Source organism: Ruegeria sp. YTSA064, from assembly GCF_059610325.1.
The window spans coordinates 143,963-170,418 of record NZ_JBXWNK010000011.1; the positions used below are offsets into that span (position 1 = coordinate 143,963).

Genomic DNA, 26,456 nt, shown 5'->3' on the forward strand with positions numbered 1-26,456 from the left:
CCAGGCCGTTGAGTGCAATATTCCCAACCGGTGTAGGGCTTATTCTGTAACCGAGAAACAAAAAAACGCCGCGATCAGGATCGCGGCGTTTCAGCAGGACAGAATGACCTGTCGTTATTGTTTGACTTCTGCCGCAGGGTTGGCACCCGACTTGCCGCCGCGACCGGGGTTCAGCGGGTCGTCCTGACGCTGGACCGAACCTTCGAAATGCGCGCCGCTTTCGATGGCGATGGTCTTGTGGATGATGTCACCTTCGACCCGTGCGGTCGAGGTCAGGCGGACCTTCAAGCCACGTACGCGGCCCACGATGCGGCCATTGACGACGACGTCATCGGCAGTAACTTCACCCTTGATGGTTGCAGTCTCGCCGATGGTCAGCAGATGGGCACGGATGTCACCTTCTACGGTGCCTTCAACCTGGATATCGCCCGAGGTTTTCAGGTTTCCGGTGATGTGAAGATCCGAGGACAGGACCGATGCGGGCGGCTTTGGCTTGGGCGGGGTGCTTGCCTTGGTTTCAGCCGGTGCAGGAGCCGCCGGAGTGGCCGGTGCGGCTGGTTTTGCTGCCTCAGTCTCTTTCGATCCGGGTTCGTTGATTTTGCTCTTAGAAAACATTTCTCGCAGCCTTGATGTAAGTCATTGGGTTAACAGGTTTTCCGTTCACACGGACCTCGTAGTGCAGGTGTGTGCCGGTTGACCGTCCGGTGCTACCCATATCAGCAATATGATCCCCGCGCGAGACCCTTTGACCAACCTTTACGCGTACCTTGGTGTTATGAGCGTAAAGTGTCTCAATCCCAAAGGCGTGCTTGATCTTAACCAGCCGTCCGAAACCCGATTGCCAGCCTGCATGAGTGACAACACCATCGGCGGTCGCGAAGATATCGGTGCCCGAGGGGCCGGCAAAATCAGCGCCATTATGCATGCGGCGACCGCCGGTCTTGGGATCGCGCCGCGTACCGTAGCCGCTGGTGAAACGAACCGCTGCACGCACCGGGCTGGCGAAGGGGGCCTTTTCGGCAGCGATGCGATAGAGGTTCAGCTGGTCCATCTGTTCCAGCAGGATATTTGCGCGGATCTGGTCGGGGGTCAGTTCCTCACCGCGCGTACTAAGGGATAAAGGGGTCAGCGGACCGCCCATACCGCTATATCCGCGACGAACCTCGTCGAGGATACGATCTGTGGGCATGCCCGCGTTGCGGAACATCTTGTCGAGGGGTTCGACCGAGATCACCATGGCCTCTTCCAACTGGCGGAAAATCTCGTCGCTGCGTTCCTGCATCAGACGAATTTCAAGTTCCAGCTCATCGCGCTGATGCAGCGCACCTTGTGCGTCAGCCGCAATCTGGTCGCGCTGTGCAGCGGTCCTAGCCAGAGCGTCTGTCATGAATGCCATTTGCGCGGGATTGGCCGATGCCGCCATATACGCAGAATCTCCATCGGCGCTTTGTTGCAGTTCGGCCAATTCAATTCGGGCGTCTTCACGCTGTTTCATCGTGGCGCGCAGTGTGGTCTGGATAACCTCGATGCCGGTCTCCAACTCGCGGCGGCGGTTCTCGGATTCCAGTAACTCGGACTGCATGACCGAAATCTGTTCCAGCGCCGCGTTGAACCTGTCATGGGCGGCCAGAGCCTCGGCAGCGCGCGTATCGCGTTCATCCGACAGGATATTCAGGCGCTCTTGATAGGTTGCTTGATCGCGCTTGGCTTGTTCCCGGAAATTGCCAGACCCAATACTGTCCATCAGCAGGATCGACGTGGCAATGGCGGTCCAGGCGACCATTACCCCGACACCAGCGACGGCGGCGATCTGGGTCTCCGAACTTAGCCGGATAAACCGTGTATCATTGTCAGATTTCAGAAAAACCCGGCGCTCTGGAAAGTGCCGCTCAAGCAGTGAGTGTAGTTTAATTGCCAGACGTGTCCGCACGCGTCCTACCTCAATTGTCCCCATGTCTCGGAGCCGGTCGTGAGTGAGTAGCCGCTCCTTGACGCGATTGCATAAAGGGGTCGGGGCATTCGGGCAAGTTTGTTAACCAATCGAGCGCTATGAACGGAGTTTTACCGCACGTGATCGGCGGGAATTTGCCGATAGCAGGCGTTTGCTGTCAGTCTGATACAACTCCGGGTGGTGGCAAGTCTTCAGTCAGGGGCCAATAGAAATCAGGGGGCTGCCCGGCCTCGGCGCGCTTCTCTTCGTTGAAGGGTGGTTTCAGCGCTCCGTGGAAATAGCGGCGCACAAGGGCGTGAAACACATCCTTGGGATCCGCATTCTCGCGCCCGCACAGGAAGTGAAACCATTTCGAGCCATAGGCAACATGGCCAACTTCCTCGGCATAGATTACTTCAAGCGCGGCAACGGCGTCATCAGCGTTGGCCTTGCGGAAGATGCCTATCATGCCAGGGGTCACATCTAGCCCGCGCGCTTCAAGAACCATCGGGACCACGGCAAGGCGGCCCATCAGGTCCTCGGCGGTGTCCTCGGCGGCGCGCCACATTCCCGCATGGGCGGGCAGGGCACCATAATGGCTGCCCATCTGTTCGAGGCAGTCGCAGACCATCTCGAAATGGCGCGATTCTTCTTCGGCACATTTCACCCAATCGTCATAGAAGCCGATGGGCATCGGCACATGGCCAAATCGGGCAATGATGTCCCAATGCAGGTCCACGGCGTTCAACTCTATATGCGCGACGGCGTGTAACAGCGCGATACGGCCCGCCTCGGACCCAGGCCGGCGGCGGGGCACATCCCGAGGAGACAACAGTTCGGGCTTTTCAGGCCGCGCAGGGTAAATCGGTGGCTCGGCGGTGCCCACTTCGATCTTGGGCGCGTCGCCCTGCCGGGATGCAAACCAGGCAGCGGCGTATTGTTTGGACAGGGCGGTTTTCTCGCGTCCGACCGATGTGGTCAAAACCTCAGTCGCCATTTCGGTCAGTGTTTTTGACACGCTTGCCCCCTTACGCTGCAGTCCGCGCGGGTCATACCCTTGATGCCCGCGCGGGTCGAGAGGGTCAGAGTGCGCGCGCAGCCTCAAGCACTTCGTCCACATGACCCGGCACTTTCACCTTGCGCCAGATACGGGCAATTTTGCCCTCGGCATCGATCAGAAAGGTTGAACGTTCAATGCCCATCGATTTCCGCCCATACATGTTCTTTTCGACCCAAACGCCATAATCCTCGCACACAGTCTGACCCTCATCGGACAAAAGTGGCGTGGTCAGGCCGTGCTTTGCGACGAATTTGTCGTGCTTTGCCACGGTATCGCGAGAGATGCCGAAAACGTTAGCGCCCGCATCCGCAAAGGCTTGCAGTTGTTCCGAGAAACCGATGGATTCCTTAGTGCAGCCCGGCGTATCATCGCGGGGGTAGAAAAATAGAACGACGGCACGGTCGCGTTGTTCCGACAGGGACACCTCGCCGCCGCCATCGCGGGGCAGAGTAAAGTCGGGTGCTATGTCTGAGACTTCGGGCATATTCAAACTCCGGCTGGGAAACTAAAGGCTGGCGCTTATCATAGTGCGCGGACGGCAGGTTGAAAGGCGTGGGACGTAAATTGGTCCAGCAAGTACAGCAGGATGACGCCGGTTCGGTTAAAAAGCCCCGACGTCGGTCGCGTCGACGGACTGCTGGCTTGTGGACACTGCGCGGTGTCTTCATTCTTGTTCTTCTGGCACTGGTCACAGGCTTCATGGTGGTGGGGCAGCGCATGCACGCGCCGGATTGGCTACGTGATCGGGTTGAAACTCGGTTAGATCAGGCGCTGGGCGGCATCAAAGTGCGGTTCGGCGATGTCAGCTTTATCATTCATGAAGGCTGGCGTCCTCGATTGCGTTTGACCGATGTCCGCATCAGTGACGCGGACGGTCGTCAGATAGCCGAAGTGTCCGACCTGCGGGCCAGCCTTTCTATGCGCCCGCTGCTGCGCGGTCATGTGCGGCCCAAGCGGATCATCCTGCAAGGCGCGCAGATCGATTTGACAAGGCGTGTGGACGGAGCCCTTTCTCTGACCGTGGGTGCGGGCAGTGCGCCGGTCGGGCAAGCTCCGAATCTGGCGCAGTTGATCGAAGCCTCGGACGAGGTGTTCCAGGCGCCTGTCTTGTCAGCCCTGACCTCGGTTGAACTGGATGCAATTACGCTGGACTATCAAGATCTGCGGCTGGGCCGGTCCTGGGTGCTGGATGGTGGGCGTATTCAGGCGACCCGCAGCGCGGGCGAGGTTCGACTGGCCACCAGCTTTTCGGTACTTGCCGGGCGGGACTACGTAAGCACGATCGAGGCCAATTATACCAGTTCGCTTGGCAGCCCTGCCGCACAGTTTGGCATTTCGATCACCGATCTGCCTTCCGAAGATATTGGCGGACACAGCCCAGCTCTTGCATGGATGCAGGTGTTGCGCACGCCTATCTCTGGTGCTTTGCGTGGTAGCGTGGACCCCGAAGGCGCGCTGGGTCCGGTATTTGCCACACTGAACCTCGGTGCGGGTGCGGTGCAGCCGACACCAGAAACAACACCGATCAAGTTTGAAACGGCGAGGACCTATTTTACATACGATCCAAAGCTGCAGGCGCTGGACTTTAATGAGGTCTCGATCAATTCCGCTTGGGGAACAGTGCAGGCGGATGGAATGACCTTCCTGAAAGGGGTCAAAGCCGGCGGCTTGGAGAGCATGTCAGGGCAGTTCCGCCTGAGCGGGATTGAGATCAATCCGGTCAATTTGTTCCCTGAACCATTGAATCTGGCACGGGCCGATGTGGACTTTCAGATGAAACTGGCCCCGTTCCGGCTGCAGTTGGGTCAGATGACAATCGAAGATGGTGCCCACCGCGCGCGCCTGAGCGGGTCATTGGCCGGTCTGTCCGAAGGTTGGGTTGCCGAGATTGACGCGCAGATCGACCAGATGAGCTCTGATCAATTGTTGAAATACTGGCCAGAACGTCTTGCGCCGAAACCACGTCTCTGGGTCACTGAAAACCTGTATCAGGGCGAAATGTCTGATCTGGATTTCGCTCTGCGTCTGCGGCCCGGAGAAAAACCCGACATCTTCGCCGATTTTGAGTTCGAAGAAACCAAGGTCCGGTTCGCCAAGACGCTTCCGCCCATTCAGGATGCACAAGGGCAGGCCAGCCTGCTGAACGGACGGTTTACGGTCTCGGCGCAGAAGGGGATCGTAATCGCGGACGAGGGCGGGGCGGTTGATGCTTCGGGCACCTCGTTTATCATTCCAGACACCCGTATCAAGAAATCCACGCCCGGGATCGCCCGCGTGCAGGCCAAGGGTAGTGTGACGGCTGCCCTGTCTTTGTTGGATCGGCCACCGCTGCAATTATTGACCAAGGCCAATCTTCCCATTGAGCTGGCAGAAGGTCAGGTCAGTCTTTCGGGTACGTTGTCGTTGCCCATGATCAAGGGCTTGAAGCTTGAAGACACACGATTCCATTTTCTGGGGGAACTGGTCGATCTGGACAGTGATAGGCTGGTGCCGGGGTTTGAAGTCAGTGCCGACCAGCTCGATCTGACAGGGGATCAAACGCAGGTCGCCATTTCGGGCGAGGGCCTGTTTGGCGTCGTACCAGTTCAGGCCACCTGGCGACAGCCCATCGGCGGCGACACCGCGCAACGTAGTGAGCTGAAAGGGCAAATTGAGGTCTCTCCACGCCTGATGGAACAGATAAATGCCGGTTTACCCAAAGGGATGCTAACCGGACAGGGGTTGGCTGACTTTTCACTGGGTATCGGCGCAGGTGAACCGCCACTTCTGAACGCAAACTCAGACCTGGTGGGGGTGGCTCTGGCCATCCCCGAGTTGGGGTGGAGGAAAGGGGCAAACAGCAGCGGCACCTTAGCAGCCGAAGCAACGCTAGGTGCGCAACTCAACGTCGATGAGCTGCGTATCGAGGCAGCGGGGCTGCGAACATCAGCCACGATCTCTTTCAGAGATGGTGGGTTTGACCGTGTGCGTTTCAGCTCATTTGAATTGGGCAACTGGTTGGCTGTTCCTGCGGAACTGATCGGGCGAGGGGCGGCGTTACCGGACATCCGCGTGTTGGGCGGCGTGCTTAATTTGGGTAAATCGACCTTGGGTGAAGGGGGTAGCAGCGGAGGAGGCGCAGCTGGACCCGGGCCGAAACTCGACGTCACATTGGACCGGTTACAGGTAACCGAAACGGTGGCATTGACCGGGTTAACCGGCTCGTTTCAAACCACAGGCGGGTTGACGGGTGGATTCGCAGCTCAGGTCAACGGTGGCGCGCGGATCAAAGGCCAGGTGACGCCGCGCGATAATCGAACGGCGGTTGGGCTGACTTCCGAAGATGCGGGTGCGGTTCTGCGTTCGGCTGGTGTTCTGACGCAGGCGCGTGGCGGGTCCATGCAATTGCAACTCGACCCGATTGCCGAGCCCGGAAACTACGACGTTGACCTAAAAATCAAGAATACACGGATCACCGACGCTCCGGCGATGGCGGCCTTGTTGAACGCGATCAGTCTGGTGGGGTTGTTGGACGAGATGGCGGGGCAGGGCATATTCTTTGCAGCCATCGATAGCAAAATGCGCATCACCCCAACCGAAGTGAAGGTTTTAACTGGCAGCGCCGTAGGGCCATCTATGGGACTGTCATTCGAGGGCACCATTGATACGGTGACTCAAATGCTGAACCTGCGCGGCGCGATCTCGCCAATTTATCTGGTTAATGCGATTGGCAGTGTTCTGTCGAAGAAGGGCGAGGGGATTTTCGCCTTCAATTATACCCTGACCGGCCCACTGAGCGATCCAAAGGTTTCTGTCAATCCGCTGTCCGGGCTGGCCCCGTTGTTCCTGCGAAACTTGTTGCGCGAGCCCGCGCCGACTGTCTCGGATGGCCCAAATGCAACGCCTGACCGATCGGACCAATCCCATCCGGCTGTGCAATCACGCGGTGAGGACCGTTGATCTGAGCGGTGGCCGAATCTATTGGGCCGATGTATGGCGCGGCCATGAAACTCAGCGATTTTGATTTCCATCTGCCCGAACACTTGATTGCGACGCGGCCTGCCAGCCCGCGCTCATCGGCACGCCTGCTACTTGCGCAGCAGGATACCATTCGGGATCAGCGTGTCCACGAACTACCGGACATATTGCTCCCTGGGGACCGACTGGTTTTGAACGACACGCGTGTCATCCCGGCACGCCTGAACGGCCACCGCCATCGCAGCAGCGCACAGGGGCCTGTGTCCGCAGCGATCGAAGCGACGCTGCTGGACCCGCAATCCGACGGCTGCTGGGCTGCACTGATCAAACCGCTAAAGAAGGTCAAACCCGGCGAAGAAATCGTGTTTTCAGATGACCTAAGTGCGATCCTGGATCGGGTCGCCGATGGCCAGGCCTTTCTGCGTTTCAACCTGACCGGAGAGGATTTCGACCAAGCCTTGGAGCAGGCTGGCGCGATGCCATTGCCGCCTTATATTGCGGCGAAACGTGCGGCGGACGAACAGGATAAGACCGATTATCAAACTGTATGGGCGCGGAACTCTGGTGCTGTTGCAGCCCCGACAGCGTCGCTGCATTTTGACGATGCGTTGCTGCAGGCGCTGTCAGCACGTGGTGTCGAGTTTACCCATGTGACTTTGCATGTGGGCGCGGGCACATTTCTGCCAGTTAAGGTCGAGGACGTGGCGACCCACAAAATGCATGCTGAATGGGGCCGTGTCAGTGCGCAGGCCGCAGCCGATATCGCCGCGACCAAAGCAGCGGGTGGGCGGATTATTCCTGTGGGCACGACGGCCTTACGTCTGATCGAAAGTGCTGCACGTTCAGGGCAGATCGAGCCGTGGGAAGGTGAGACCGACATATTCATTTACCCCGGATTTCAGTTTCACGTCACTGATGCGCTGATGACTAACTTTCATCTGCCGAAATCCACACTGTTAATGTTGGTTTCCGCGTTGATGGGACAGGATCGAGTCAAGTCAATTTATGATCACGCGATCGCGGATGAATATCGCTTTTTCTCCTACGGCGACGCATCTCTTTTGATCCCCTAGTCGCATCTGTTTCATCCGCGCCGCAACAATGTCGTAGACAGGCGCGACGCGGATAGTATTTGATCGCAAAGCGAACAAAACTAATCAGCAATTTGGATTGGCAGAATGCTTCAGGTTCTTTCCAGCGCTTGGGCGCTTCTTCTGGGTATGGGATTGCTGATGGTCGGCAACGGCCTACAGGGCACTCTGCTGGGCGTGCGTGGCGAGATTGAGGGGTTTTCGACCCTCGAGATGTCATTTGTAATGTCCGCCTATTTTGTTGGATTTCTCGGCGGTTCGCGTTTGGCGCCCGAAATGATCCGTCGCGTCGGTCATGTACGCGTATTTGCGGCTCTAGCTTCGTTTATCTCGGCGGTCATGATCATGTATCCGATGCTGGCCGATCCCATTGCCTGGTCGCTGGGCCGGGTCGTGATCGGATTCTGTTTCTCGGGTGTGTATGTGACCGCTGAGAGCTGGCTGAACAACGCCGCAAACAACGAGAACCGAGGACAGGCCCTTTCGCTTTATATGATCGTACAGATGGCTGGCGTTGTCAGCGCTCAGGCCCTGCTGCTGGTTGGTGACCCCGCCGGGTATGAAACGTTTGTCATAGCATCAATTCTGGTTTCGATCTCGTTTGCACCCATTTTGTTGTCGATCTCTCCTACACCTGCGTTTGACACCACCAAGCCGATGACCCTGCGCCAGTTGATGGAAACATCACCGCTGGGCTGCGTTGGCATGTTCTTATTGGGCGGGATTTTCTCGGCCCAATTCGGAATGAGCGCCGTCTATGGTGCGCAAGTAGGTCTGAGTCTGGTTGAAATTTCGATCTTCGTAGCGGTGTTCTATATTGGAGCGGTATTGCTTCAGTTTCCACTGGGCTGGATGTCCGACCGGATGGATCGTCGCGTATTGATCATATTGGTCTCGGCAGTAGGTGGGGTCGGTGCTGTTATTGGCATGGTGCTGGGTGTAACATTCACGATGCTTCTTGTTGCGGCCTTCTTTATTGGCGGCATGACAAGCCCGCTCTATTCCCTGCTGATAGCTTATACCAACGATTATCTGGAGTATGATGATATGTCGGCGGCCTCGGGCGGGCTGGTATTCATCAATGGCCTCGGGGCAATCGCCGGGCCGATTATTACCGGCTGGCTGATGGGCACAGGCGTTGTCGGGCCAAAGGGTTTCTTTCTGTTTATCGCTACGCTGATGTTTGCCATGGCCGCCTACGCCGCCTATCGGATGACCCAGCGAGTCTACACACCGGTGGATGAGACGGGCGCGATTGCTCCGATCTACCCAACTTCGTCACCTGTTGCGCTGGAAGTCGCCCAAGAGGTTGCTATTGAAGCAGCGCAAGATGAGCAAGATGCACAAGAACCCACCCGTGCGCCGGAATTGTGACTTTAGTGTTGCAATATGTTACTGTCACAAATCTGTAAAAGTGATTTTAATGACGTTACGTCCTGGGGAGGACAATTACGGAGTCTAGGGCAATGGCAGGTCCTGAAGAAGTATTGAGTTTTTGGTTAGATGAGGTCGGCCCCGAGGGGTGGTACCTACAGGATGAAGCGCTGGATGCGCGGATCCGAGACAAATTTCTTTCAACCTGGAAAGCCGCGTGTGAAGGCAAGTTTTCGCTCTGGCTGACCTATCCCAGTGGGGCGCTGGCTTATATTATCCTTTTGGATCAGTTGCCTCGCAATATGTTCCGGGGGAGCAAGCAAGCCTTTGCATCCGATAGGGCGGCACTGGCAGCAGCAAAGTGCGCGGTCGACAAGGGCTGGGATCTAAAGATCGATGAACCCGCGCGGCAGTTCTTCTATCTGCCAATGATGCACTCGGAAAATTTGTGCGATCAGGAGCGCTGTGTACGCATGATGCTTGAGCGGATGCCCGAAAGTGGCGACAGTAATCTGCTGCATGCGCGCGCGCATCGCGAGGTGATCCGAAAATTCGGTCGTTTCCCATACCGAAACGATGCGCTGGAAAGGGCAACTACTGATCACGAAGCCGCATATGTGAGCAATGGTGGCTACGGATCAACAGTGCGTGAATTGCAGGCCGCGACCTAGGTCGCGGGCTCGCAACCCTTGATGATCAATATCCGGTTGGTGATGTTGTCTGCAGAAGTCGTGATCGCATAGTTGATCAGGTCTTCCGGACGTTCGACAAGGTTCGCCAAGCGAGATTGCGTATTTTCAAGTTTCCCCTCCAAACTGTTCAAGCGTTGCAGGGCGGCGCTCAGCTGTTGGCGCATGGTTTCATCAAGCTGGGCTCTCTGGCCAAATGAGGCAAGATCGCTGCGCAGCTCTGTCAGCTCTACTCGAATGCCTTGCGCCTGTTCGCGCAATGGCGCCACTGCTTGCAAGTTCTCAGCAAATCCGGTCCGAATTTGGTCTGCGGATTGCAAAAGTTTCCACCCCAGGAAGAGGCATAAGGCCAGCAATATCAATGTCGCGTTCAAAAATGCCAGTAATAAGTCCTTGAGGATTTTGGCCATGTTTCGCCTTTCGAAATATGGTGGATATCAAAAACAAATGGTTCCGAAGTCTCCGTTCTAGCCTTTGCGGCGGCACGGGTATAGGCTGAATTCAGCTTGATAATGGCGAAATTACCCTGCGTCACATATGTCGCGGGAAGTTATGTTGATGCGTTGGAAAAAATAGTTTAACGGTAAACTAGTTTTTGAACCGATCTGTGCCGAGAGGGAAACATGGCTGCACAATCCTATGATCTGATCGTAATCGGGGCTGGCCCCGGTGGCTATGTGGCCGCTATTCGCGCGGCACAATTGGGCCTTAAGACCGCTGTCGTTGAACGCGAGCATTTGGGCGGCATCTGCCTGAACTGGGGCTGTATCCCAACAAAGGCGCTGTTGCGGTCATCGGAAGTGTTCCATCTGATGGAGCGTGCCAAGGATTTTGGCCTGAAAGCTGAGAAGGTCGGTTACGATCTGGACGCCGTAGTCAAACGCTCGCGCGGGGTCGCGGCTCAGCTTTCCGGCGGCATCGGTCACCTGCTGAAAAAGAACAAAGTCGCCGTTGTGATGGGAGAGGCGACCATTCCGGCCAAAGGCAAGGTCAGCGTGAAAACTGACAAAGGCACCGAAGAGCTGACAGCGAAGAACATCGTTTTGGCCACCGGCGCCCGTGCGCGTGAACTGCCGGGGCTCGAGGCTGATGGCGATCTGGTCTGGACCTACAAACACGCGCTGCAGCCGCCGCGAATGCCCAAGAAATTGCTCGTTATCGGTTCGGGCGCGATCGGAATCGAATTCGCCAGTTTCTATAACACGCTGGGAGCAGACACGACTGTTGTCGAAGTCATGGATCGCGTTCTGCCGGTCGAAGATGCTGAGATCAGCGCGTTTGCCAAAAAGGCCTTCACCAAGCAAGGCATGACCATCATGGAAAAAGCGATGGTCAAACAACTGGACCGCGCCAAGGGTAAAGTCACCGCGCATATCGAGGTGAAAGGTAAGGTCGAGAAGCACGACTTTGACACCGTGATTTCGGCGGTTGGTATTGTCGGCAATGTTGAGAACCTCGGGCTTGAGGCTCTGGGCGTAAAGATTGATCGCACCCATGTTGTGACGGATGAATTCTGCCGTACCGGGGTTGAAGGACTTTATGCGATTGGCGATATCGCTGGCGCGCCGTGGCTTGCGCACAAGGCGAGCCACGAAGGCGTTATGGTCGCTGAGCTTATTGCTGGTAAGCACGCACATCCGGTCAAACCCGAAAGCATCGCTGGCTGTACCTATTGTCAGCCTCAAGTCGCCTCGGTCGGATACAGCGAAGCCAAGGCCAAAGAGTTGGGGTATGACATCAAGGTCGGCCGGTTCCCGTTCATTGGCAACGGCAAAGCCATCGCACTGGGTGAGCCTGAAGGGCTGATTAAAACCGTGTTTGATGCCAAAACTGGTGAACTGCTGGGCGCGCACATGATTGGTGCTGAAGTGACCGAGCTGATCCAGGGCTATGTGGTGGGCCGCCAGTTGGAGACCACCGAGGAAGATCTGATGAACACTGTCTTCCCGCACCCGACGCTGTCAGAAATGATGCATGAAAGCGTGCTAGATGCCTATGGGCGCGTGATCCACATGTAAGGAAGGGGGCTCTGCCCCCGTCGCGGTACGCCGCGACTCTCCCGGGATATTTATCGCCAGATGAAGCAGGGTATCCGCACTTCATCTGGCTGGAAATATCCCAGAGTACGAGGCAGAGCCTCGCAAAACACCATGCTTATTTCCTGGTCAAAGCGTCCAGAATGCGCGCCCACGAGCGGATGCCCTTGTGGAAACTCTTGACGTCGTATTTTTCATTCGGTGAGTGAATGGCGTCGTCGTCATTAGCATAGCCGACCAGCATGGAATCCAAGCCCAACACCGAATTGAAATAACCAACGACAGGGATCGAGCCGCCCATGCCAGTGAAGACGGCCTCGCGGTCCCATTCATCCGAAAGCGCGCCGCGCGCGGCTTCGAATTCGGGGCGATTGAGGTTCATGACCGAGGCGGGCGAGCCCTCAAGGTCGTTATCCCATACTACTTTGGCATCCGATGACAAGCGATCTTCGACATGTTTGCGGATTCGATTGCGCAACGCATCCGGATCCATATCGCCAACCAGACGGCAGGTAATCTTGCAATGCGCCTCGGACGGGATCACGGTTTTGGAGCCAGCGCCGTTGTAGCCTCCCCACAAGCCGTTCACTTCCAGCGTCGGCCGCGCCCATTGTTGTTCGAGCGTCGAATACCCCTTTTCGCCGTGTGGTTCGGAGTAGCCAACAGAGTTCAGGTATTCCGCTTCGTCGAAACCACAATTCTGCCATTGGCGCAGTTGCTCGGCTGGGACTTCGTGCACGCCTTCGTAGAAGCCGTCGACCGCCACGCGACCGGTGTCTTCGTCGTAGAATGAGGCAACGATGCGCGATAGCTCTCGCAGCGGGTTCAGACCGGGTCCGCCATAATGGCCTGAATGCAGGTCGATGCGGGGGCCGATGATGGTGAATTCATCCTTGAGCATGCCGCGCAGTTGCGACGCGATTGACGGGACACCTCGCGAGACCATCGAGGTGTCACAGACCAGAGCCAGATCAGCCTGAAGCTCGGCTTTATTTGCTTCGAGAAACGGAACCAGAGATGGCGATCCGGATTCTTCCTCGCCCTCAAAGAAAAAGGTGATGCGGCAGGGCAGGGAGCCGTGAACCGCTTTCCAGGCGCGGCAAGCTTCTACAAAGGTCATCAACTGACCCTTGTCATCGGAAGACCCACGACCGCGGATCACTTGACCATGTGCGGTGTCTTCCAATGCAGGATCGAAGGGTTCGCGGTTCCACAGTTCCAGCGGGTCAACCGGTTGTACGTCATAATGGCCATAGAACAGAACATGAGGGCCTTCGCTGCCTTCACCGACATGACCAACAACCATAGGATGGCCCGGGGTTTCTCGCTTTTCAGCGTTGATGCCGATGCTTTTCAAATCATCGACCAACCAGTCTGCGGCTTTGTCGACGTTCTCCTTGAACGCTGGATCAGTGGAAATAGAGGGGATTCGCAGGAACTCCATCAGGCGATCGATAGAGGTTGTCAGATCGGTATCGATCCGGCTCAGTACAGCGTCAAGCGACATGGGTCTCTCCTGAAAGGTCTGGATTTGGCGCAGAGCCTAGCAGCGCAAACGGGGCCGTCCAGCCCGTTTTGCCTTAAGAAACGGTGAATCTACCTGCGTCGTTTCCTCGCGTCTGGTTGCCGTAACTTTACTTGTCGGATAGCCGCTTAGTAGGTATTTGATGCAAATCAAAGTTGGGTTCAACGGTTCGGCTGTAGGCAGGTCGGACAGGGGAACGCGAAGCCATATTTTCGGTCCGTCCGTGATGTGGCAAAAAATATCGCCCGGGGTTATGATAAACCCGGGCATCCAAGGAGGGTCCGTTGGACTATACTGCTCAGCTCGATACTGCGATTGCCAGGCTGCATGACGAAGGACGTTATCGGACCTTTATTGATATCGAACGCCGTAAGGGTCAATTCCCGCACGCCGTGCGGACTTGCCCGGACGGATCACAGCAGAACATCACCGTGTGGTGCGGCAACGATTATCTGGGCATGGGGCAAAATCCCGTGGTGCTGGACGCGATGCATGAGGCGGTAGATGCGACCGGTGCGGGTTCAGGCGGAACACGCAATATATCAGGGACGACGGTCTATCATAAACGTCTCGAAGCTGAGTTGGCCGATCTGCATGGCAAGGAAGCTGCGCTATTGTTCACCAGCGCTTACATTGCAAATGATGCGACCCTGAGCACGTTGCCCAAGCTATTTCCTGGCCTGATCATCTATTCAGACGAGCTGAACCACGCCTCAATGATCGAAGGCGTGCGCCGTAATGGTGGGGCCAAGCGTATATTCCGTCACAATGATGTCGCACATCTGCGCGAATTGCTCGAGGCCGATGACCCGGCAGCCCCCAAGCTGATCGCCTTTGAATCGGTTTACTCGATGGATGGTGATTTTGGTCCGATTGAACAGATTTGCGATCTGGCTGATGAATTCGGAGCTTTGACCTATATCGATGAAGTTCACGCAGTCGGTATGTACGGCCCCCGTGGTGGTGGTGTGACTGAGCGGGATCGCCTTGCTGATCGCATCGACATCATCAATGGAACGCTGGCCAAGGCCTATGGCGTCATGGGGGGCTACATTGCCGCAAGCGAGAAGATGTGTGATGCCATCCGCTCTTACGCGCCCGGTTTTATTTTCACCACGTCCCTGCCACCTGCGGTCGCTGCAGGTGCGGCGGCTTCAGTTGCCTATCTCAAGCGCGCACCGGAATTGCGTGAGCAGCACCAAACCCAGGCCAGCATTCTTAAGCTGCGGCTCAAAGGGCTGGGCTTGCCGCTGATAGATCATGGCAGTCATATCGTGCCGGTGATCGTCGGTAATCCCGTGCATACGAAGATCCTCAGCGACCGGTTGCTGGATGACTATGGAATCTACGTTCAGCCAATCAATTTCCCGACCGTTCCGCGCGGCACCGAACGCCTGCGCTTTACCCCCTCTCCGGTGCATGGGCCTGACGAAATGAACCGTCTGGTGCAGGCGATGGACGAACTTTGGTCACATTGTGCGCTAAATCGCGCCGAACTTGCCGGGTAATGTCACACTAAAGTGTGCAACGAGTTTGCTGCGTGTTACGCTTACGCTAACAAAAGAATTAGACGAATCGTTGTAGGGGCGATTCGCCGCTAGCGTGCAACACGCGACAGGCAAAGATGGGGCAGCAGGAATGATTGGGCGCAGATCACAGCGCGATTCCGAAGAAGACATGGACGTCAGGCCAAAGGGCTTTGACGACTATGAGGTACGACTTGGCGATGTTATGCGCGGTGAACGCGCGACGATGGGCAAATCTCTTCTGGATGTGCAGCGCGAACTTCGGATCAAAGCCAACTACATAGCCGCCATCGAAAATGCTGATCCCGATGCTTTTGACACGCCTGGCTTCATCGCTGGGTATGTGCGTTCCTATGCCCGCTATCTGGGGATGAACCCCGATGAGACATTCACAAGCTTCTGTCAGGAGAGCGGATTCGAAGTTGCGCACGGCATGTCGGCCGAGGCATCGGTGGTCAAGAAAGCCCAGGGTGGTTTGCCTGCCCGCGGTTCGATGGGGCGTGATCCCTTCGTCTCGCCCAACACACCCTATATTCCCGGTCGCGAATCCGTGGTCAGCCAAATCGAACCGCGGGCCATCGGCTCGACACTTGTGCTTTTGGCTGTGATTGGCGGTATTGGCTATGGCGGCTGGTCGGTTCTGAACCGAATTCAGCAGGTACAGGTCAGCCCGGTCGAGCAAGCACCGGTTGTCCTGACCGATCTTGATCCGTTGGACGCTGCGCAGGCGCGGTCGGATGAGGCCGAATTGGCCAGCGTCGACGTACCAAGCACCGAAGCGCTGGATCGTTTGTATCGCCCGCAAGCGCTGGATGTACCGGTGCTGGTTGCCCGCGATGCCCCGATTTCAACGCTTGATCCGCGTACAGTCGGCACTTTCCGCGCTCCTGAGCCACCGCAGATTCAGGTGACTGAAGTTCATACAGTCGAGCGTCCGGCGTTACCGCAGGTGGTTGAGCAACTGGATACGACGCTGAAGATCGTAGCCGTTAACCCATCGTGGATGCGCGTAACGGCCGCTGATGGCAGTGTCATTTTCGAGGGTACACTGGGTACCGTCGAACAAGGCAGCACGTTCGAAGTGCCCCTGACCGAAGAGGCTCCGCTATTGCGAGCTGGCGCATCGGGATCTGTATATTTCTCGATGAATGGTGAACATTTCGGTCCGGTTGGCGCACCCGGCACGGTGACCAAGGGCGTTGTGCTCTCGAAAGATGCAGTTTCCGAAAAATTCGCAGTTGCGGATCTTGAAGCCGAACAGAACAGCGCGCTCAAGCAACTGGTGGCGGAATTACAGACTAAGCCAGCAGAAGCGCCTGCTGAGTGATCTAGTCATTGCTCCCCTTGGGTTGGCGAACTATCTAAGGGTCAACTCAGGCTGATCTGGACCCTCCCTCATGTCCCTTAATCACGTACGTCCCTGGCGCGACATCTATCGCCGCAAATCTCGCCAGATCATGGTGGGCAATGTGCCAGTTGGTGGAGATGCGCCGATTGCTGTGCAAACCATGACCAACACGCTGACGACAGATGTGGCAGCAACAGTCGCGCAGGTTCAGGCGGCAGCAGAGGCTGGCGCGGATATTGTTCGGGTGTCGGTCCCGGACGAGGCCTCGGCCAAAGCGCTGAAAGAAATCGTGCGCGAAAGCCCAGTTCCAATCGTGGCTGACATTCACTTTCACTACAAACGTGGTATCGAAGCCGCCGAGGCGGGTGCCGCTTGTTTGCGGATCAATCCCGGCAACATCGGCGATGAAAAGCGGGTGAAAGAGGTCATCAAGGCCGCGCGCGACCACAATTGCTCGATCCGGATCGGGGTGAATGCGGGCAGTCTGGAAAAACACCTGCTTGAGAAATATGCCGAACCATGCCCCGAGGCGATGGTTGAAAGTGGGCTGGAACACATCCGTATCCTCGAAGACAACGACTTTCACAATTTCAAGATCAGTGTGAAGGCCAGTGACGTCTTTCTATCGGCCGCCGCCTATCAGGGTATCGCCGAGGCCACGGACGCGCCGATTCACCTGGGCATCACCGAGGCTGGCGGGCTGGTATCGGGTACAATAAAGTCTGCCATCGGCCTGGGCAATCTGCTGTGGATGGGCATTGGCGACACGATCCGGGTCAGTCTGTCCGCCGATCCGGTGGAGGAGGTGAAGGTGGGCTTTGAGATCCTGAAATCTTTGGGCCTACGCCATCGCGGCGTGAACATCATCTCATGCCCTTCCTGCGCGCGTCAGGGCTTTGATGTGATCAAAACGGTTGAGGCGTTAGAACATCGACTGGAACACATCAAGACTCCAATGAGTCTGTCGATAATTGGCTGCGTGGTGAATGGGCCGGGCGAAGCTTTAATGACCGATGTCGGCTTTACCGGCGGCGGGGCAGGGTCTGGCATGGTCTATTTGGCGGGAAAAGCCAGCCACAAGATGTCAAACGATCAGATGATCGATCACATCGTGGAACAGGTCGAAAAGAAGGCGGCAGAGTTGGACGCTGCAGCCGAGGCGGCGGCGTAGAGCCTTTTTGCGTTTACTTTGGCAGCGGAAATTGAGAGGTATCAAGGACCAGGGCCTGCTGATCTTCGGTCAAGTATGCCTGTTGCGTAATCAGCCTCTCGTGACTCGGGCCTTTTTGTGGGCGGCCCCACATATCAAAATGCACTCCGCGGCACGGATCGAAGAAACCGTGATAGTCACCAGCCTGTGCCAGAACGATACATCCCAAACCTGCAGGGCTTATGGGGCTGACGATCAACCATTCCACGCGGGCAAATTCCTCGGGACCCAACGCATTCGCAAGCGATCCGTCGTTCAGCACCTCAGCCCAACCCTTCAAAGGGATGGACGCGTCGGCCTGCGACATCGCTGTAGCCATTTCCGTAGGGCTACGGCGCCAAATGACCGCGGGCTTTCCACGAATAACCAGGCGTTTTATTTCACCGGGTGCCCAGCTTACTATCGGAATTGTGTGCAGTCTGGCCCGATAGCTGGATTTTACGTCAGCCGTTGGTTCCATGCTGGACATCAGAAAGTGCGCGCCAATTGCAACTGTCAACAGCGCCCAACCTCCCGTCAAATAATAAAGAATAACGCCTTTTTTCATCACAACAGACTTGAGCAAAACCAGTTTAGTAAATCATGCTTTGATTGAACGCTAATCGAAACGCCTTTCCACTGGGAAGTGCATATTAATCTATCCATCCGTCTCTGGAGGGAATAGCGAAGAGGGTTACTCTGCAAACTTCGGATATATGAAACCGTTCACCGGGTATGAACTGCCGTACCGACCCGGATTGGTTTCCACCCGCACCAGCGTCCAATCATTGTTTTTGGATACGTCCATGACGCCCATTTTCAACGACACTTTGTTGCGGTGCCAGTTTGCATGGTTGATGATGACCTCTCGGTTGGTGACGATATCGGAGACGACGGCGACATGACCCAGAGGCATTCCGCGGGTTGCACGAAACGACATCACAGCACCAACCTCTGGCTCATTGCCCCGGTCAAAGATATTGCCCGCCTTGCCCCACCAGTCCTTGGCATTACCGCGGATCTGGATGCCGCTGAGGTTTCGGGCGTAGGGTACGCACCACACTCTTTGCCCGCGGGCATGCTTTTTCGAAACCTCTTGAAGCGCCATTGCCTGACGTTCCGGATCAAGATCACTATCGTTTGGATTCTGAGTGCAGGCCGAGACAAAACCGATAAGGCCCATCGCAATCACAGCGCGGGCGGTGACTGGCAGGCGCGGCCAAATCGTATTTGTTTTGCGGTTGCTGATTTGCAAGAATCTTTGATGCCGGTTTGAGTGGTTACAGAGTTTTAAGGTGATCATGCAGCTTGTGAAAAGAGCCCAAAAAGGTCCCGGCAAAATTTTGCTGGTTCCCTAGTTCCAAGGTGGTCCAATGCATGCTCAGGAAAGCCCACTCAATCGCTTCAATTCAATTGATAGGTTTGAAGAGAAGTCTCACAAAAGGCTCAATATCCAATGAAGATGGCTGTTGGGCCAAAGGTGAGTTGAACCCATCGGTAAAGTGAACGTCGGGCGAGCATTCCAACCCCTGCTCTTAACCTTGTTCTGCACGAACTCCGTTCGCAATCTGCAGCATCTGATCTGCGGGTAGGTAACCGCGCAGCATTTCAGTGCCCAGAACAAATGAAGGCGTTCCAGAGATTCGTAGTTTTTGTGCCAGCGCGCGGGTTTTGGCGATCTCCTCGGTGACTTCTTCACTGTCCATCGCCGCGATGATCGCGTCGCTGTCCAGTCCCAGCCCGTCAGAGATGCGGCGCAGTGTGACTTCGGACGGCTCACCGCTAAAGGCCAGCAGGGCATCATGAACCTGTTTGTATGCTTCATCTCCCGCCACCTGTTTGGTCGCGATGGCAAAGCGGGATGATACGACCGAGGCATCGCCCAAAATTGGCAATTCCTTAATAACCAGACGGATATTGCCGTCCTGGGCCAGCAGGGTCGCCACTTCGGGCATGGCGCGCCGGCAATAGCCGCAGCGATAGTCCATGAACTCGACCAGAGTTATGTCGCCGTCTGGGTTGCCGCCCACCCAGCTATACCCATCGTTGAACAGGTCTTCCGCATTGGCAGCGACGAGTTCTTTGTCGGCATTCGCCTCGGCTGCGGCGTTGCGCTCTTCAAGGATGTTGATCGCCTCGATGATCACTTCCGGATTTGCCAGCAGATATTCGCGCACCTGCGCGCCAAACTCGGCTCTCTCTGCGTCGCTCATGGCGTTCAGGTCGAGCGCCTGCGCGGGGCTGGTGATCAGGGAAAGACCCAATAGGGCCGGTGCAGCATGTCTCAGGATCATTTCCGTTTCCTTCTTTTGTTCTTTTTCAGGCGCTCCGAGGCAATCAGCACATCCTGCGCCCTTTGCCAACCCGGAGAGCCTTCGGGGAGTTGCGCGACCGCGCGTTTAGCATGGATGCCAGCATCAGCAAGACGACCCTGCAGCGCATACCGCTCTGCGGTCACAGCAGACGCCATTCCATTGTTGCCCACCTGCGAATAGGCTAAGCCAAGATCACGCATCAATCGGGCGTTTCGGTAATCTCTTGCCCTTGCTTTTTCAAGAACTTGCAGGGCTTTCTTGGTTTGGCCATCCACCAGCAGAGCGCGCCCGTATCCCGCCAGAATCAGAGAATTGTTCGGTGCCATATCGACTGCGGCACCATAGGCTGCAACAGCCTCGCTCAGGCGTCTGTTCTCCAGCAGAATCTGGCCTTTCAGTTCATAGAAAAACGGATCATCGGGGCGGATTGCCAACGCTCCGTCAATCGCGGCGCGGGCGCGGGACAGGTCTCGGTTCTGGTGGTAGGCCGATGCTTCACGCATCAGACGGATGTCGCGGTCGGTTTCCTCGGCTGCACGGCGTAGAGTCCAGGTCGGGGATCGCAAGAAGGCTGACAGTTTTCCTTTTACGCGGGCAAACCAGTAATCTGCGTTTGGGTTCTTTTTAGCTTTGTCACCATATTGATCCAGAAACGTCTCAGCCGCGCGAAGGCGCTCTCGGCTGGTTGGGTGCGAGCGCATATACGGGTCCTGCCTGATTTCGCTCAGCAGTTCCTGCCCGGCAAACTTGCGGTGCAAATCAACCATCCCGCGCGGTGAGATCCCAGCCCAACGCAGATAACTGGCAGCGCTGCGATCGGCAGAGGCCTCTTCGGCGCGTGTATGCCCCAAGAAACTGCGCAATGCCGAAGCCTGAGTGCCCACAGCAATGCCCGCCGCAGCCTCTCCGCCGCCCGCTGCTGCGGCCGCAAGCGCCAGCAGCGTGCCAAGCTGCGCGTTGCGCTGTGCCGCCCGCAGGTTTTCCGAACGGCGTGCAAGGTGACCGTTGGCGATATGGGCGGCCTCATGCGCGATCACCGCCTGCAACATCTCGGGGGTTTCGACGGTCAGGATCAGACCGTAATTCAGGTAGATGGTGTTGTAGTCTATTACAAAAGCATTGAATACGCTGTCATTTACCACCAGCACCCTAACCCGGTTGGTGTTCAGGCCAGCCGCGCGCAAGATCGGAAAGGCCAGTTCTCGTAGGCCGTGTTCTATATCGGGATCGCGGATCAGACTTTGCGCGTTGGTCTGAACGACACTGACCAACCACGTCACTGCGATCAGCAACACGGCCGGGATTGACGCCAGCCGGGATAAGCGTTCAAAAGCCATGGCTGCAACATGGGAGATGGCCATGAGAAACTCAACCCGTTCCGGGGTCGATCCCTTCATCGTGATGGATGTGATGGAGGCCGCACGCAAGGCAGAAGAGGCCGGGCGTCATGTCATTCATATGGAGGTTGGTCAACCGGGAACCGGGGCACCTAAAGGGGCGACCGAAGCTTTGGCCAAGGCCATGGAGCAAGGGCCGCTGGGGTATACGGTGGCTTTGGGTTTGCCCGCGCTCAGGCAGCGGATCGCGCGGTTGTATGGCGAGTGGTATAATGTTGATCTTAACCCCGAACGGGTGGTGATCACACCGGGGTCGTCCGGCGGGTTCCTGCTGACCTTCACGGCGCTTTTCGACAGCGGTGATCGGGTAGGGATCGGGGCACCGGGGTATCCGTCTTATCGGCAAATCCTCAAGGCGCTGGGGTTGGTTCCGGTTGATCTGCCGACTGCGCCTGAAAACCGGCTGCAACCAGTGCCCGCTGATTTCGCGGGGCTCGATCTGCAGGGTTTGATGGTTGCTTCACCTGCGAACCCCACAGGAACGATGTTGGACCATGCCGCGATGCAGGCACTGATCGAAGCCGCGCAGGGGCAGGGCGCGTCGTTCATCAGTGACGAGATTTATCACGGGCTGGAATACGAAGCCAAAGCCTTCACTGCGTTGGAGCTGACGGATGAGTGCTATGTGATCAACTCGTTCTCCAAGTATTTCTCGATGACCGGCTGGCGTGTTGGCTGGATGGTTGTGCCCGAAGATCAGGTGCGCGTGGTCGAGCGGATTGCCCAAAACATGTTCATCTGTGCCCCCCATGCGAGCCAGGTGGCGGCATTGGCTGCGATGGATTGCGAAGATGAGCTGCAGGCCAATCTGGATGTTTACCGCCGTAATCGTCTGTTGATGCTGGATGGGTTGCCCAAGGCCGGGTTTACCAACATCGCACCACCGGATGGGGCGTTTTATGTCTATGCGGATGTCTCGGATTTGACGCAGGATAGCCGTGCCTTTGCGGCCGAGATTCTGGACAAGGCCGGGGTTGCAGTGACACCGGGGCTGGATTTCGATCCGGTGCGCGGGCACACGACGTTGCGTTTTTCCTATGCGCGGTCGACCGAAGACATTCAGGATGGGCTGGATCGGCTGCAGCGATTTATGGCCGAGCGAGGCGCGATCCCGCAAACGGCCTAAAGCGTTCACAAAGGCGGGGTTATACGATAGTCTCTTCGTCAAACGATCTCGGGATAACTTGAGGCCATGAGCAGGATTTTCTACGCAATCGCCCTGATCTGGGCGCTGACTGGTGCTGCTATCGCGCAGGACTTCAGCGCACTTGCACGCGCCCTTCCGGAGCAGAGCCGCATCGTCGATGAGGGCAATACCGGGGTGCGGCTGGACCTTGGCCTCAGCCAGGGTGTGCCATACCGCGTGTTCACATTGCGTGATCCCTACCGGATGGTGCTGGATTTCCAGGAGGTCGATTGGTCTGGTTTGGACCGCGGGACCTTCCTTCAAACTGACCGTATCAGTGGTGTTCAGTACGGAGCCTATGTGCCCGGCTGGTCGCGCCTAGTGCTGGAGCTTGGTGCTCCTTTGGCTGTAGAAACCGCCGATCTGCGGATTGATCAAGTGACGGGTGCTGCACATTTGTCGTTGCATCTGAAAGGGACTGACTTTGACAGTTTCGCGGCCAGCGCGGGTGCTCCGCGCCAGCCAGGGTGGGACCTTCCGGAACCCGCGGTGACACCGGCGATGCCCGGGCGCGTTGATCAACATGTGTTGCTTGTCATGTTGGACCCCGGCCATGGGGGCATCGATCCGGGTGCCGAAGTCGCTGATACCAATGAGAAAACGCTGATGCTGACCTTCGCACGCGAACTACGCGAGGCGCTGCTGCGTACAGGCGGATACGAAGTGGTGATGACACGCGTCGACGATCAGTTTGTCTCGCTAGAGCGGCGCATTGCTTTGGCGCACAGGGCCGGGGCGGACTTATTCATCTCGCTGCATGCGGATTCGCTTTCCGAAGGGTTGGCGCATGGGGCTGTCGTCTACACGCTGTCAGAAGAGGCTTCGGATGTTGCCAGCCAGAAGCTGGCTGAACGGCATGACCGAGGCGATCTGATTGCGGGTATCGATCTGAGCGGTGCGGACGATCAGGTCGCTGATGTGCTGCTGGATTTGGCCCGGCAAGAGACCAAACCGCGCAGCAAAGCGCTGGCACGTTCATTGGTCGATGGTATGGCACAACAGGGTGGGCCGATGAATCGCAGACCCCTGCGGTCTGCGTCATTCTCGGTGTTGAAGGCCGCGGATATTCCATCGGTTCTGGTCGAGCTGGGTTTCTTGTCCAGCCCGCGTGATTTCAAGAACATCTCTGATCCGGACTGGCGGGCCTCGATGGCGCGCGGGCTAGTGCAGGGGCTTGAGAACTGGCGTCAGGTCGATTTAGTGAAACGATCGCTGATTGGTCAATAACGTAGCGGCGCAAAACAGCCATTGTAGCCTTTCGTGTTTTGACCCTGCGAGGGGGCGACACTATATAGGCGTCACCGCGAGTAAAAGGCAGTAACGTGATCCGGTTCATTCTTTCGTTTTTCGGGGCGATTTTCAGCCTCGTGACCTTGGGTATTTTTATGGCCGCGCTGGTCGTTGGCGCGGTGTTCTGGATGTATGGGCGCGACCTGCCCAGTCATGAATCACTGGCGCAATACAAGCCACCGACCATCAGCCGGATTTACTCGGGCGAAGGTCAGTTGATCGACGAATTTGCACAGGAGCGCCGCCTGTTCACGCCGTCCGAGGAAATCCCCGATCTGGTGAAACAGGCGTTTATCTCGGCGGAAGACAAGAATTTCTATACCCACCAAGGATATGATCCGCGCGGAATTATCGCCGCCGGAGTCGAGGCCGTGCGCACCAAAGGTGAAACCGTACGTGGTGCGTCTACGATTACGCAGCAGGTGATGAAGAACTTCCTGCTGTCTGGTGACCGACGGGCCGAACGCAAGATCAAGGAAATCATCCTCGCCACCCGGCTTGAGGATACGCTCGACAAAGAACGGATCCTCGAACTCTATATGAACGAGATATTTCTGGGCCAGAACTCTTATGGCGTGACAGCCGCCGCGCAGACCTATTTCAACAAGACCCTGCAAGAGCTGGCACCACACGAGGCCGCAATGCTGGCCGCCATGCCGAAAGCACCTTCCGACTATCATCCGGTCCGTCAGAAAGAACGTCTGCTCAACCGCCGCAACTATGTGCTGCGCGAAATGCAGCAGAATGGCTACATCGATCAGGCGACCTATGAAACCGAAGTCGAGATGCCTCTGCGCTCGGTCCAGAACGGCGATTTCGAAAGCTTCCGCACCGCGCTGCCGCCCCGTGATTACTTCACCGATGAAATCCGTCGCCAGTTGAGCGAGGATTTTGGTGAAGGTGAGTTCTTCACTGGCGGTTTCACCGTCCGGGCGTCAGTTGATGAAGAAATGCAGGTCGAAGCGGCGAAAGCCCTGCGCACGGCGCTGCAGAAATACGACCTCTCGCGCGGGAAATGGCGTGGTACGGGTGAGGTGATCCCGGAAGAGAAGCTGGCAGATGAAGCTCAGTGGCGCGAGGCGCTGGCGATCATGGAAATCCCCCGCGACGTGGTGCTGCCGACGCAATGGTATCCGGCCGTCGTTCTGAACGTGGCCGACCAATCCCTGACCGTCGGGATCGAAGATGGCCCAGCAGATGGCACCGTCCCCCGCGAAGACATCAAGTGGATGCAGGGCAATTTCCAAGACAATTTCAAACGCGGCGATGTCATTCTAGTTATGGCAGGGGAAGAGGGCCAATGGTCCGCCCGTCAGGTGCCCGAAGTACAAGGCGGCTTTGTCGCGATGGATGTGAACTCGGGCCGTGTGCTGGCGATGCAGGGCGGGTTTTCCTATCAGGACACGGTGTTCAACCGCGCCACGCAAGCGCAGCGCCAACCCGGGTCGAGCTTCAAACCTTTCGTTTATGCAGCGGCACTGGATAGCGGTTACAGCCCTGCTACCATCGTTGTGGATGCGCCGATCGAGGTGAATACGCCGCAGGGCCTTTGGCGCCCCAAGAACTCGACGAACAAGTTCTATGGTCCGACGCCGTTGCGCACCGGGATCGAGATGTCGCGGAACCTGATGACCATCCGCTTGGCGCAAGAGGTCACCATGCCCGTTGTTGCAGGGTATGCCGAACGGTTTGGCGTTTATGACCGTATGGGCGCATTCCTTGCGAACTCACTGGGGTCCGAGGAAACCACGCTTTATAAAATGGTTGCTGCCTATGCGATGTTCGCCAATGGCGGCGAGAGGGTTGAGCCGACTCTGGTTGACCGTATTCAGGACCGGTTCGGCAAGACCATCTATCGCCATGATGATCGCCAGTGTGTGGACTGTAACTCCAGCTGGCTTGAGCCCGATGAATCGCCCACGATCCTTACCGATCGCAGTCAGGTCATGGATGCCATCACCGCCTATCAGCTGACTTCAATGATGAAAGGCGTGGTGGATCGCGGCACCGCGTCGCGTGTCGTGAACTTGCCCGTGCCCACGGCGGGCAAGACCGGCACAACGAACGAATCCAAGGATGCGTGGTTTATCGGCTTCACTTCAAACATCGTGGCTGGTTGCTACATCGGTTATGACCGCCCGCGCCCGATGGGCCGGGGGGCCTATGGCGGCACCCTGTGTGGCCCTGTATTCCAAAGCTTTATGGAAAAGGCAGTCGAGAAATACGGCGGTGGCCCCTTCGAAGTGCCTCCGGGCGGCCACTTCATCAAGATCGACCGGTTCAGCGGCGCGCGCCTACCTGAAGATGCCAGCGGAGAATACGTGGTGGCCGAGTATTTCCGTGATGGCGTCGACGGCTTCATCGACCGCATCTATGATGGAGGCTTCGCGATGGGCTCGGACCTGCCGTTGTTTGAAGAGGCCAGCTCGGGCCGTCAGGTGACCACCTCGACTGGCGATACGATCACGGTTGGCCCGAATGCCAGCCAGGGTGAACTGCAGGGTGGCGGGCTTTACTGACTGCCCAACTTCTCGATTTAGTCG

21 protein-coding genes are annotated in these 26,456 nt (G+C 57.0%); 11 read left to right on the top strand and 10 right to left on the bottom strand.

What is annotated here, in order from left to right; genetic code table 11:
* Positions 1-114 precede the first annotated feature (114 nt).
* The 4 genes from AC2FI7_RS17220 to AC2FI7_RS17235 form a co-directional block, all read right to left on the bottom strand.
* On the bottom strand, positions 115-615 hold the full coding sequence (locus tag AC2FI7_RS17220; RefSeq protein WP_010442130.1) for a bactofilin family protein: 501 nt from the start codon (positions 613-615) through the stop codon (positions 115-117).
* Positions 605-1,930 (bottom strand): M23 family metallopeptidase, encoded by a 1,326-nt coding sequence (locus AC2FI7_RS17225; RefSeq protein WP_010442131.1) that lies wholly within the window; start codon positions 1,928-1,930, stop codon positions 605-607. The genes AC2FI7_RS17220 and AC2FI7_RS17225 overlap by 11 nt, the downstream gene beginning before the upstream one ends.
* 178 nt (positions 1,931-2,108) lie before the next feature.
* Entirely contained in the window at positions 2,109-2,927 is an 819-nt protein-coding gene (locus tag AC2FI7_RS17230) for a ferritin-like domain-containing protein (RefSeq protein ID WP_037321475.1), read from the bottom strand.
* Positions 2,928-3,012: 85 nt separating this feature from the next.
* On the bottom strand, positions 3,013-3,474 hold the full coding sequence (locus AC2FI7_RS17235) for a peroxiredoxin (RefSeq protein WP_010442133.1): 462 nt from the start codon (positions 3,472-3,474) through the stop codon (positions 3,013-3,015).
* 68 nt (positions 3,475-3,542) lie between these two features.
* Here AC2FI7_RS17235 and AC2FI7_RS17240 point away from each other — a divergent pair, with 68 nt between their 5' ends.
* The 4 genes from AC2FI7_RS17240 (at position 3,543) to AC2FI7_RS17255 (ending at position 10,083) form a co-directional block, all read left to right on the top strand.
* Positions 3,543-6,929: a YhdP family protein gene (locus AC2FI7_RS17240; RefSeq protein WP_496816319.1), complete on the top strand. Its 3,387-nt coding sequence runs from the start codon at positions 3,543-3,545 to the stop codon at positions 6,927-6,929.
* Positions 6,930-6,973: 44 nt separating this feature from the next.
* Positions 6,974-8,020 carry a tRNA preQ1(34) S-adenosylmethionine ribosyltransferase-isomerase QueA gene (queA, locus tag AC2FI7_RS17245; RefSeq protein ID WP_010442135.1) on the top strand — a complete coding sequence of 349 codons (1,047 nt, stop codon included), beginning with the start codon at positions 6,974-6,976 and terminating at the stop codon, positions 8,018-8,020.
* Positions 8,021-8,125: 105 nt separating this feature from the next.
* Positions 8,126-9,412, top strand: coding sequence for an MFS transporter (locus AC2FI7_RS17250; protein ID WP_010442136.1), 1,287 nt, complete (start codon positions 8,126-8,128; stop codon positions 9,410-9,412).
* Between the two features lie 92 nt (positions 9,413-9,504).
* Positions 9,505-10,083, top strand: coding sequence for a DUF924 family protein (locus AC2FI7_RS17255; RefSeq protein WP_010442137.1), 579 nt, complete (start codon positions 9,505-9,507; stop codon positions 10,081-10,083).
* On the opposite strand, the gene AC2FI7_RS17260 is transcribed toward AC2FI7_RS17255, so the two are convergent.
* On the bottom strand, positions 10,080-10,511 hold the full coding sequence (locus AC2FI7_RS17260; protein WP_010442138.1) for a hypothetical protein: 432 nt from the start codon (positions 10,509-10,511) through the stop codon (positions 10,080-10,082). The two genes, AC2FI7_RS17255 and AC2FI7_RS17260, sit on opposite strands and share 4 nt — an antisense overlap.
* 213 nt (positions 10,512-10,724) lie before the next feature.
* On the opposite strand from AC2FI7_RS17260, the gene lpdA reads away from it, so the two are divergent.
* Positions 10,725-12,119, top strand: a complete 1,395-nt coding sequence (gene lpdA, locus AC2FI7_RS17265) for a dihydrolipoyl dehydrogenase (protein ID WP_010442139.1) — start codon at positions 10,725-10,727, stop codon at positions 12,117-12,119.
* A 136-nt stretch (positions 12,120-12,255) separates the two neighbouring features.
* On the opposite strand, the gene AC2FI7_RS17270 is transcribed toward lpdA, so the two are convergent.
* Positions 12,256-13,644, bottom strand: a complete 1,389-nt coding sequence (locus AC2FI7_RS17270) for a dipeptidase (protein WP_010442140.1) — start codon at positions 13,642-13,644, stop codon at positions 12,256-12,258.
* A gap of 302 nt (positions 13,645-13,946) precedes the next feature.
* On the opposite strand from AC2FI7_RS17270, the gene hemA reads away from it, so the two are divergent.
* From hemA to ispG, 3 genes are all read left to right on the top strand, one after another.
* Positions 13,947-15,170 (top strand): 5-aminolevulinate synthase, encoded by a 1,224-nt coding sequence (gene hemA / locus AC2FI7_RS17275; protein WP_010442141.1) that lies wholly within the window; start codon positions 13,947-13,949, stop codon positions 15,168-15,170.
* Positions 15,171-15,300: 130 nt separating this feature from the next.
* The gene (locus tag AC2FI7_RS17280; RefSeq protein ID WP_010442142.1) at positions 15,301-16,515 is read left to right on the top strand and encodes a helix-turn-helix domain-containing protein; all 1,215 of its coding nucleotides are present in this window, start codon (positions 15,301-15,303) and stop codon (positions 16,513-16,515) included.
* A gap of 70 nt (positions 16,516-16,585) precedes the next feature.
* Positions 16,586-17,707 (top strand): flavodoxin-dependent (E)-4-hydroxy-3-methylbut-2-enyl-diphosphate synthase, encoded by a 1,122-nt coding sequence (gene ispG, locus AC2FI7_RS17285; protein WP_010442143.1) that lies wholly within the window; start codon positions 16,586-16,588, stop codon positions 17,705-17,707.
* A gap of 13 nt (positions 17,708-17,720) precedes the next feature.
* Here ispG and AC2FI7_RS17290 read toward each other — a convergent pair whose 3' ends face one another.
* The 4 genes from AC2FI7_RS17290 to AC2FI7_RS17305 all read right to left on the bottom strand — a co-directional run bounded on the left by AC2FI7_RS17290 (position 17,721) and on the right by AC2FI7_RS17305 (position 21,401).
* Complete coding sequence (locus AC2FI7_RS17290) at positions 17,721-18,053, bottom strand: Rieske (2Fe-2S) protein (protein ID WP_496833523.1); 333 nt, start codon at positions 18,051-18,053, stop codon at positions 17,721-17,723.
* A gap of 366 nt (positions 18,054-18,419) precedes the next feature.
* The gene (locus tag AC2FI7_RS17295) at positions 18,420-19,028 is read right to left on the bottom strand and encodes a CHAP domain-containing protein (protein ID WP_010442145.1); all 609 of its coding nucleotides are present in this window, start codon (positions 19,026-19,028) and stop codon (positions 18,420-18,422) included.
* Between the two features lie 232 nt (positions 19,029-19,260).
* Positions 19,261-20,019 carry a DsbA family protein gene (locus tag AC2FI7_RS17300; RefSeq protein WP_010442146.1) on the bottom strand — a complete coding sequence of 253 codons (759 nt, stop codon included), beginning with the start codon at positions 20,017-20,019 and terminating at the stop codon, positions 19,261-19,263.
* A complete protein-coding gene (locus AC2FI7_RS17305) occupies positions 20,016-21,401 on the bottom strand; it encodes a M48 family metalloprotease (RefSeq protein ID WP_496816324.1) in 1,386 nt (461 codons plus the stop codon). The genes AC2FI7_RS17300 and AC2FI7_RS17305 overlap by 4 nt, the downstream gene beginning before the upstream one ends.
* On the opposite strand from AC2FI7_RS17305, the gene AC2FI7_RS17310 reads away from it, so the two are divergent.
* The 3 genes from AC2FI7_RS17310 to AC2FI7_RS17320 all read left to right on the top strand — a co-directional run bounded on the left by AC2FI7_RS17310 (position 21,400) and on the right by AC2FI7_RS17320 (position 26,432).
* A complete protein-coding gene (locus AC2FI7_RS17310; protein ID WP_496816326.1) occupies positions 21,400-22,563 on the top strand; it encodes a pyridoxal phosphate-dependent aminotransferase in 1,164 nt (387 codons plus the stop codon). The genes AC2FI7_RS17305 and AC2FI7_RS17310 overlap by 2 nt on opposite strands.
* Positions 22,564-22,629: 66 nt before the next feature.
* Positions 22,630-23,850 carry an N-acetylmuramoyl-L-alanine amidase gene (locus AC2FI7_RS17315; protein ID WP_010442149.1) on the top strand — a complete coding sequence of 407 codons (1,221 nt, stop codon included), beginning with the start codon at positions 22,630-22,632 and terminating at the stop codon, positions 23,848-23,850.
* Between the two features lie 95 nt (positions 23,851-23,945).
* Entirely contained in the window at positions 23,946-26,432 is a 2,487-nt protein-coding gene (locus tag AC2FI7_RS17320) for a penicillin-binding protein 1A (RefSeq protein WP_010442150.1), read from the top strand.
* The last annotated feature ends 24 nt before the right edge of the window (positions 26,433-26,456 follow it).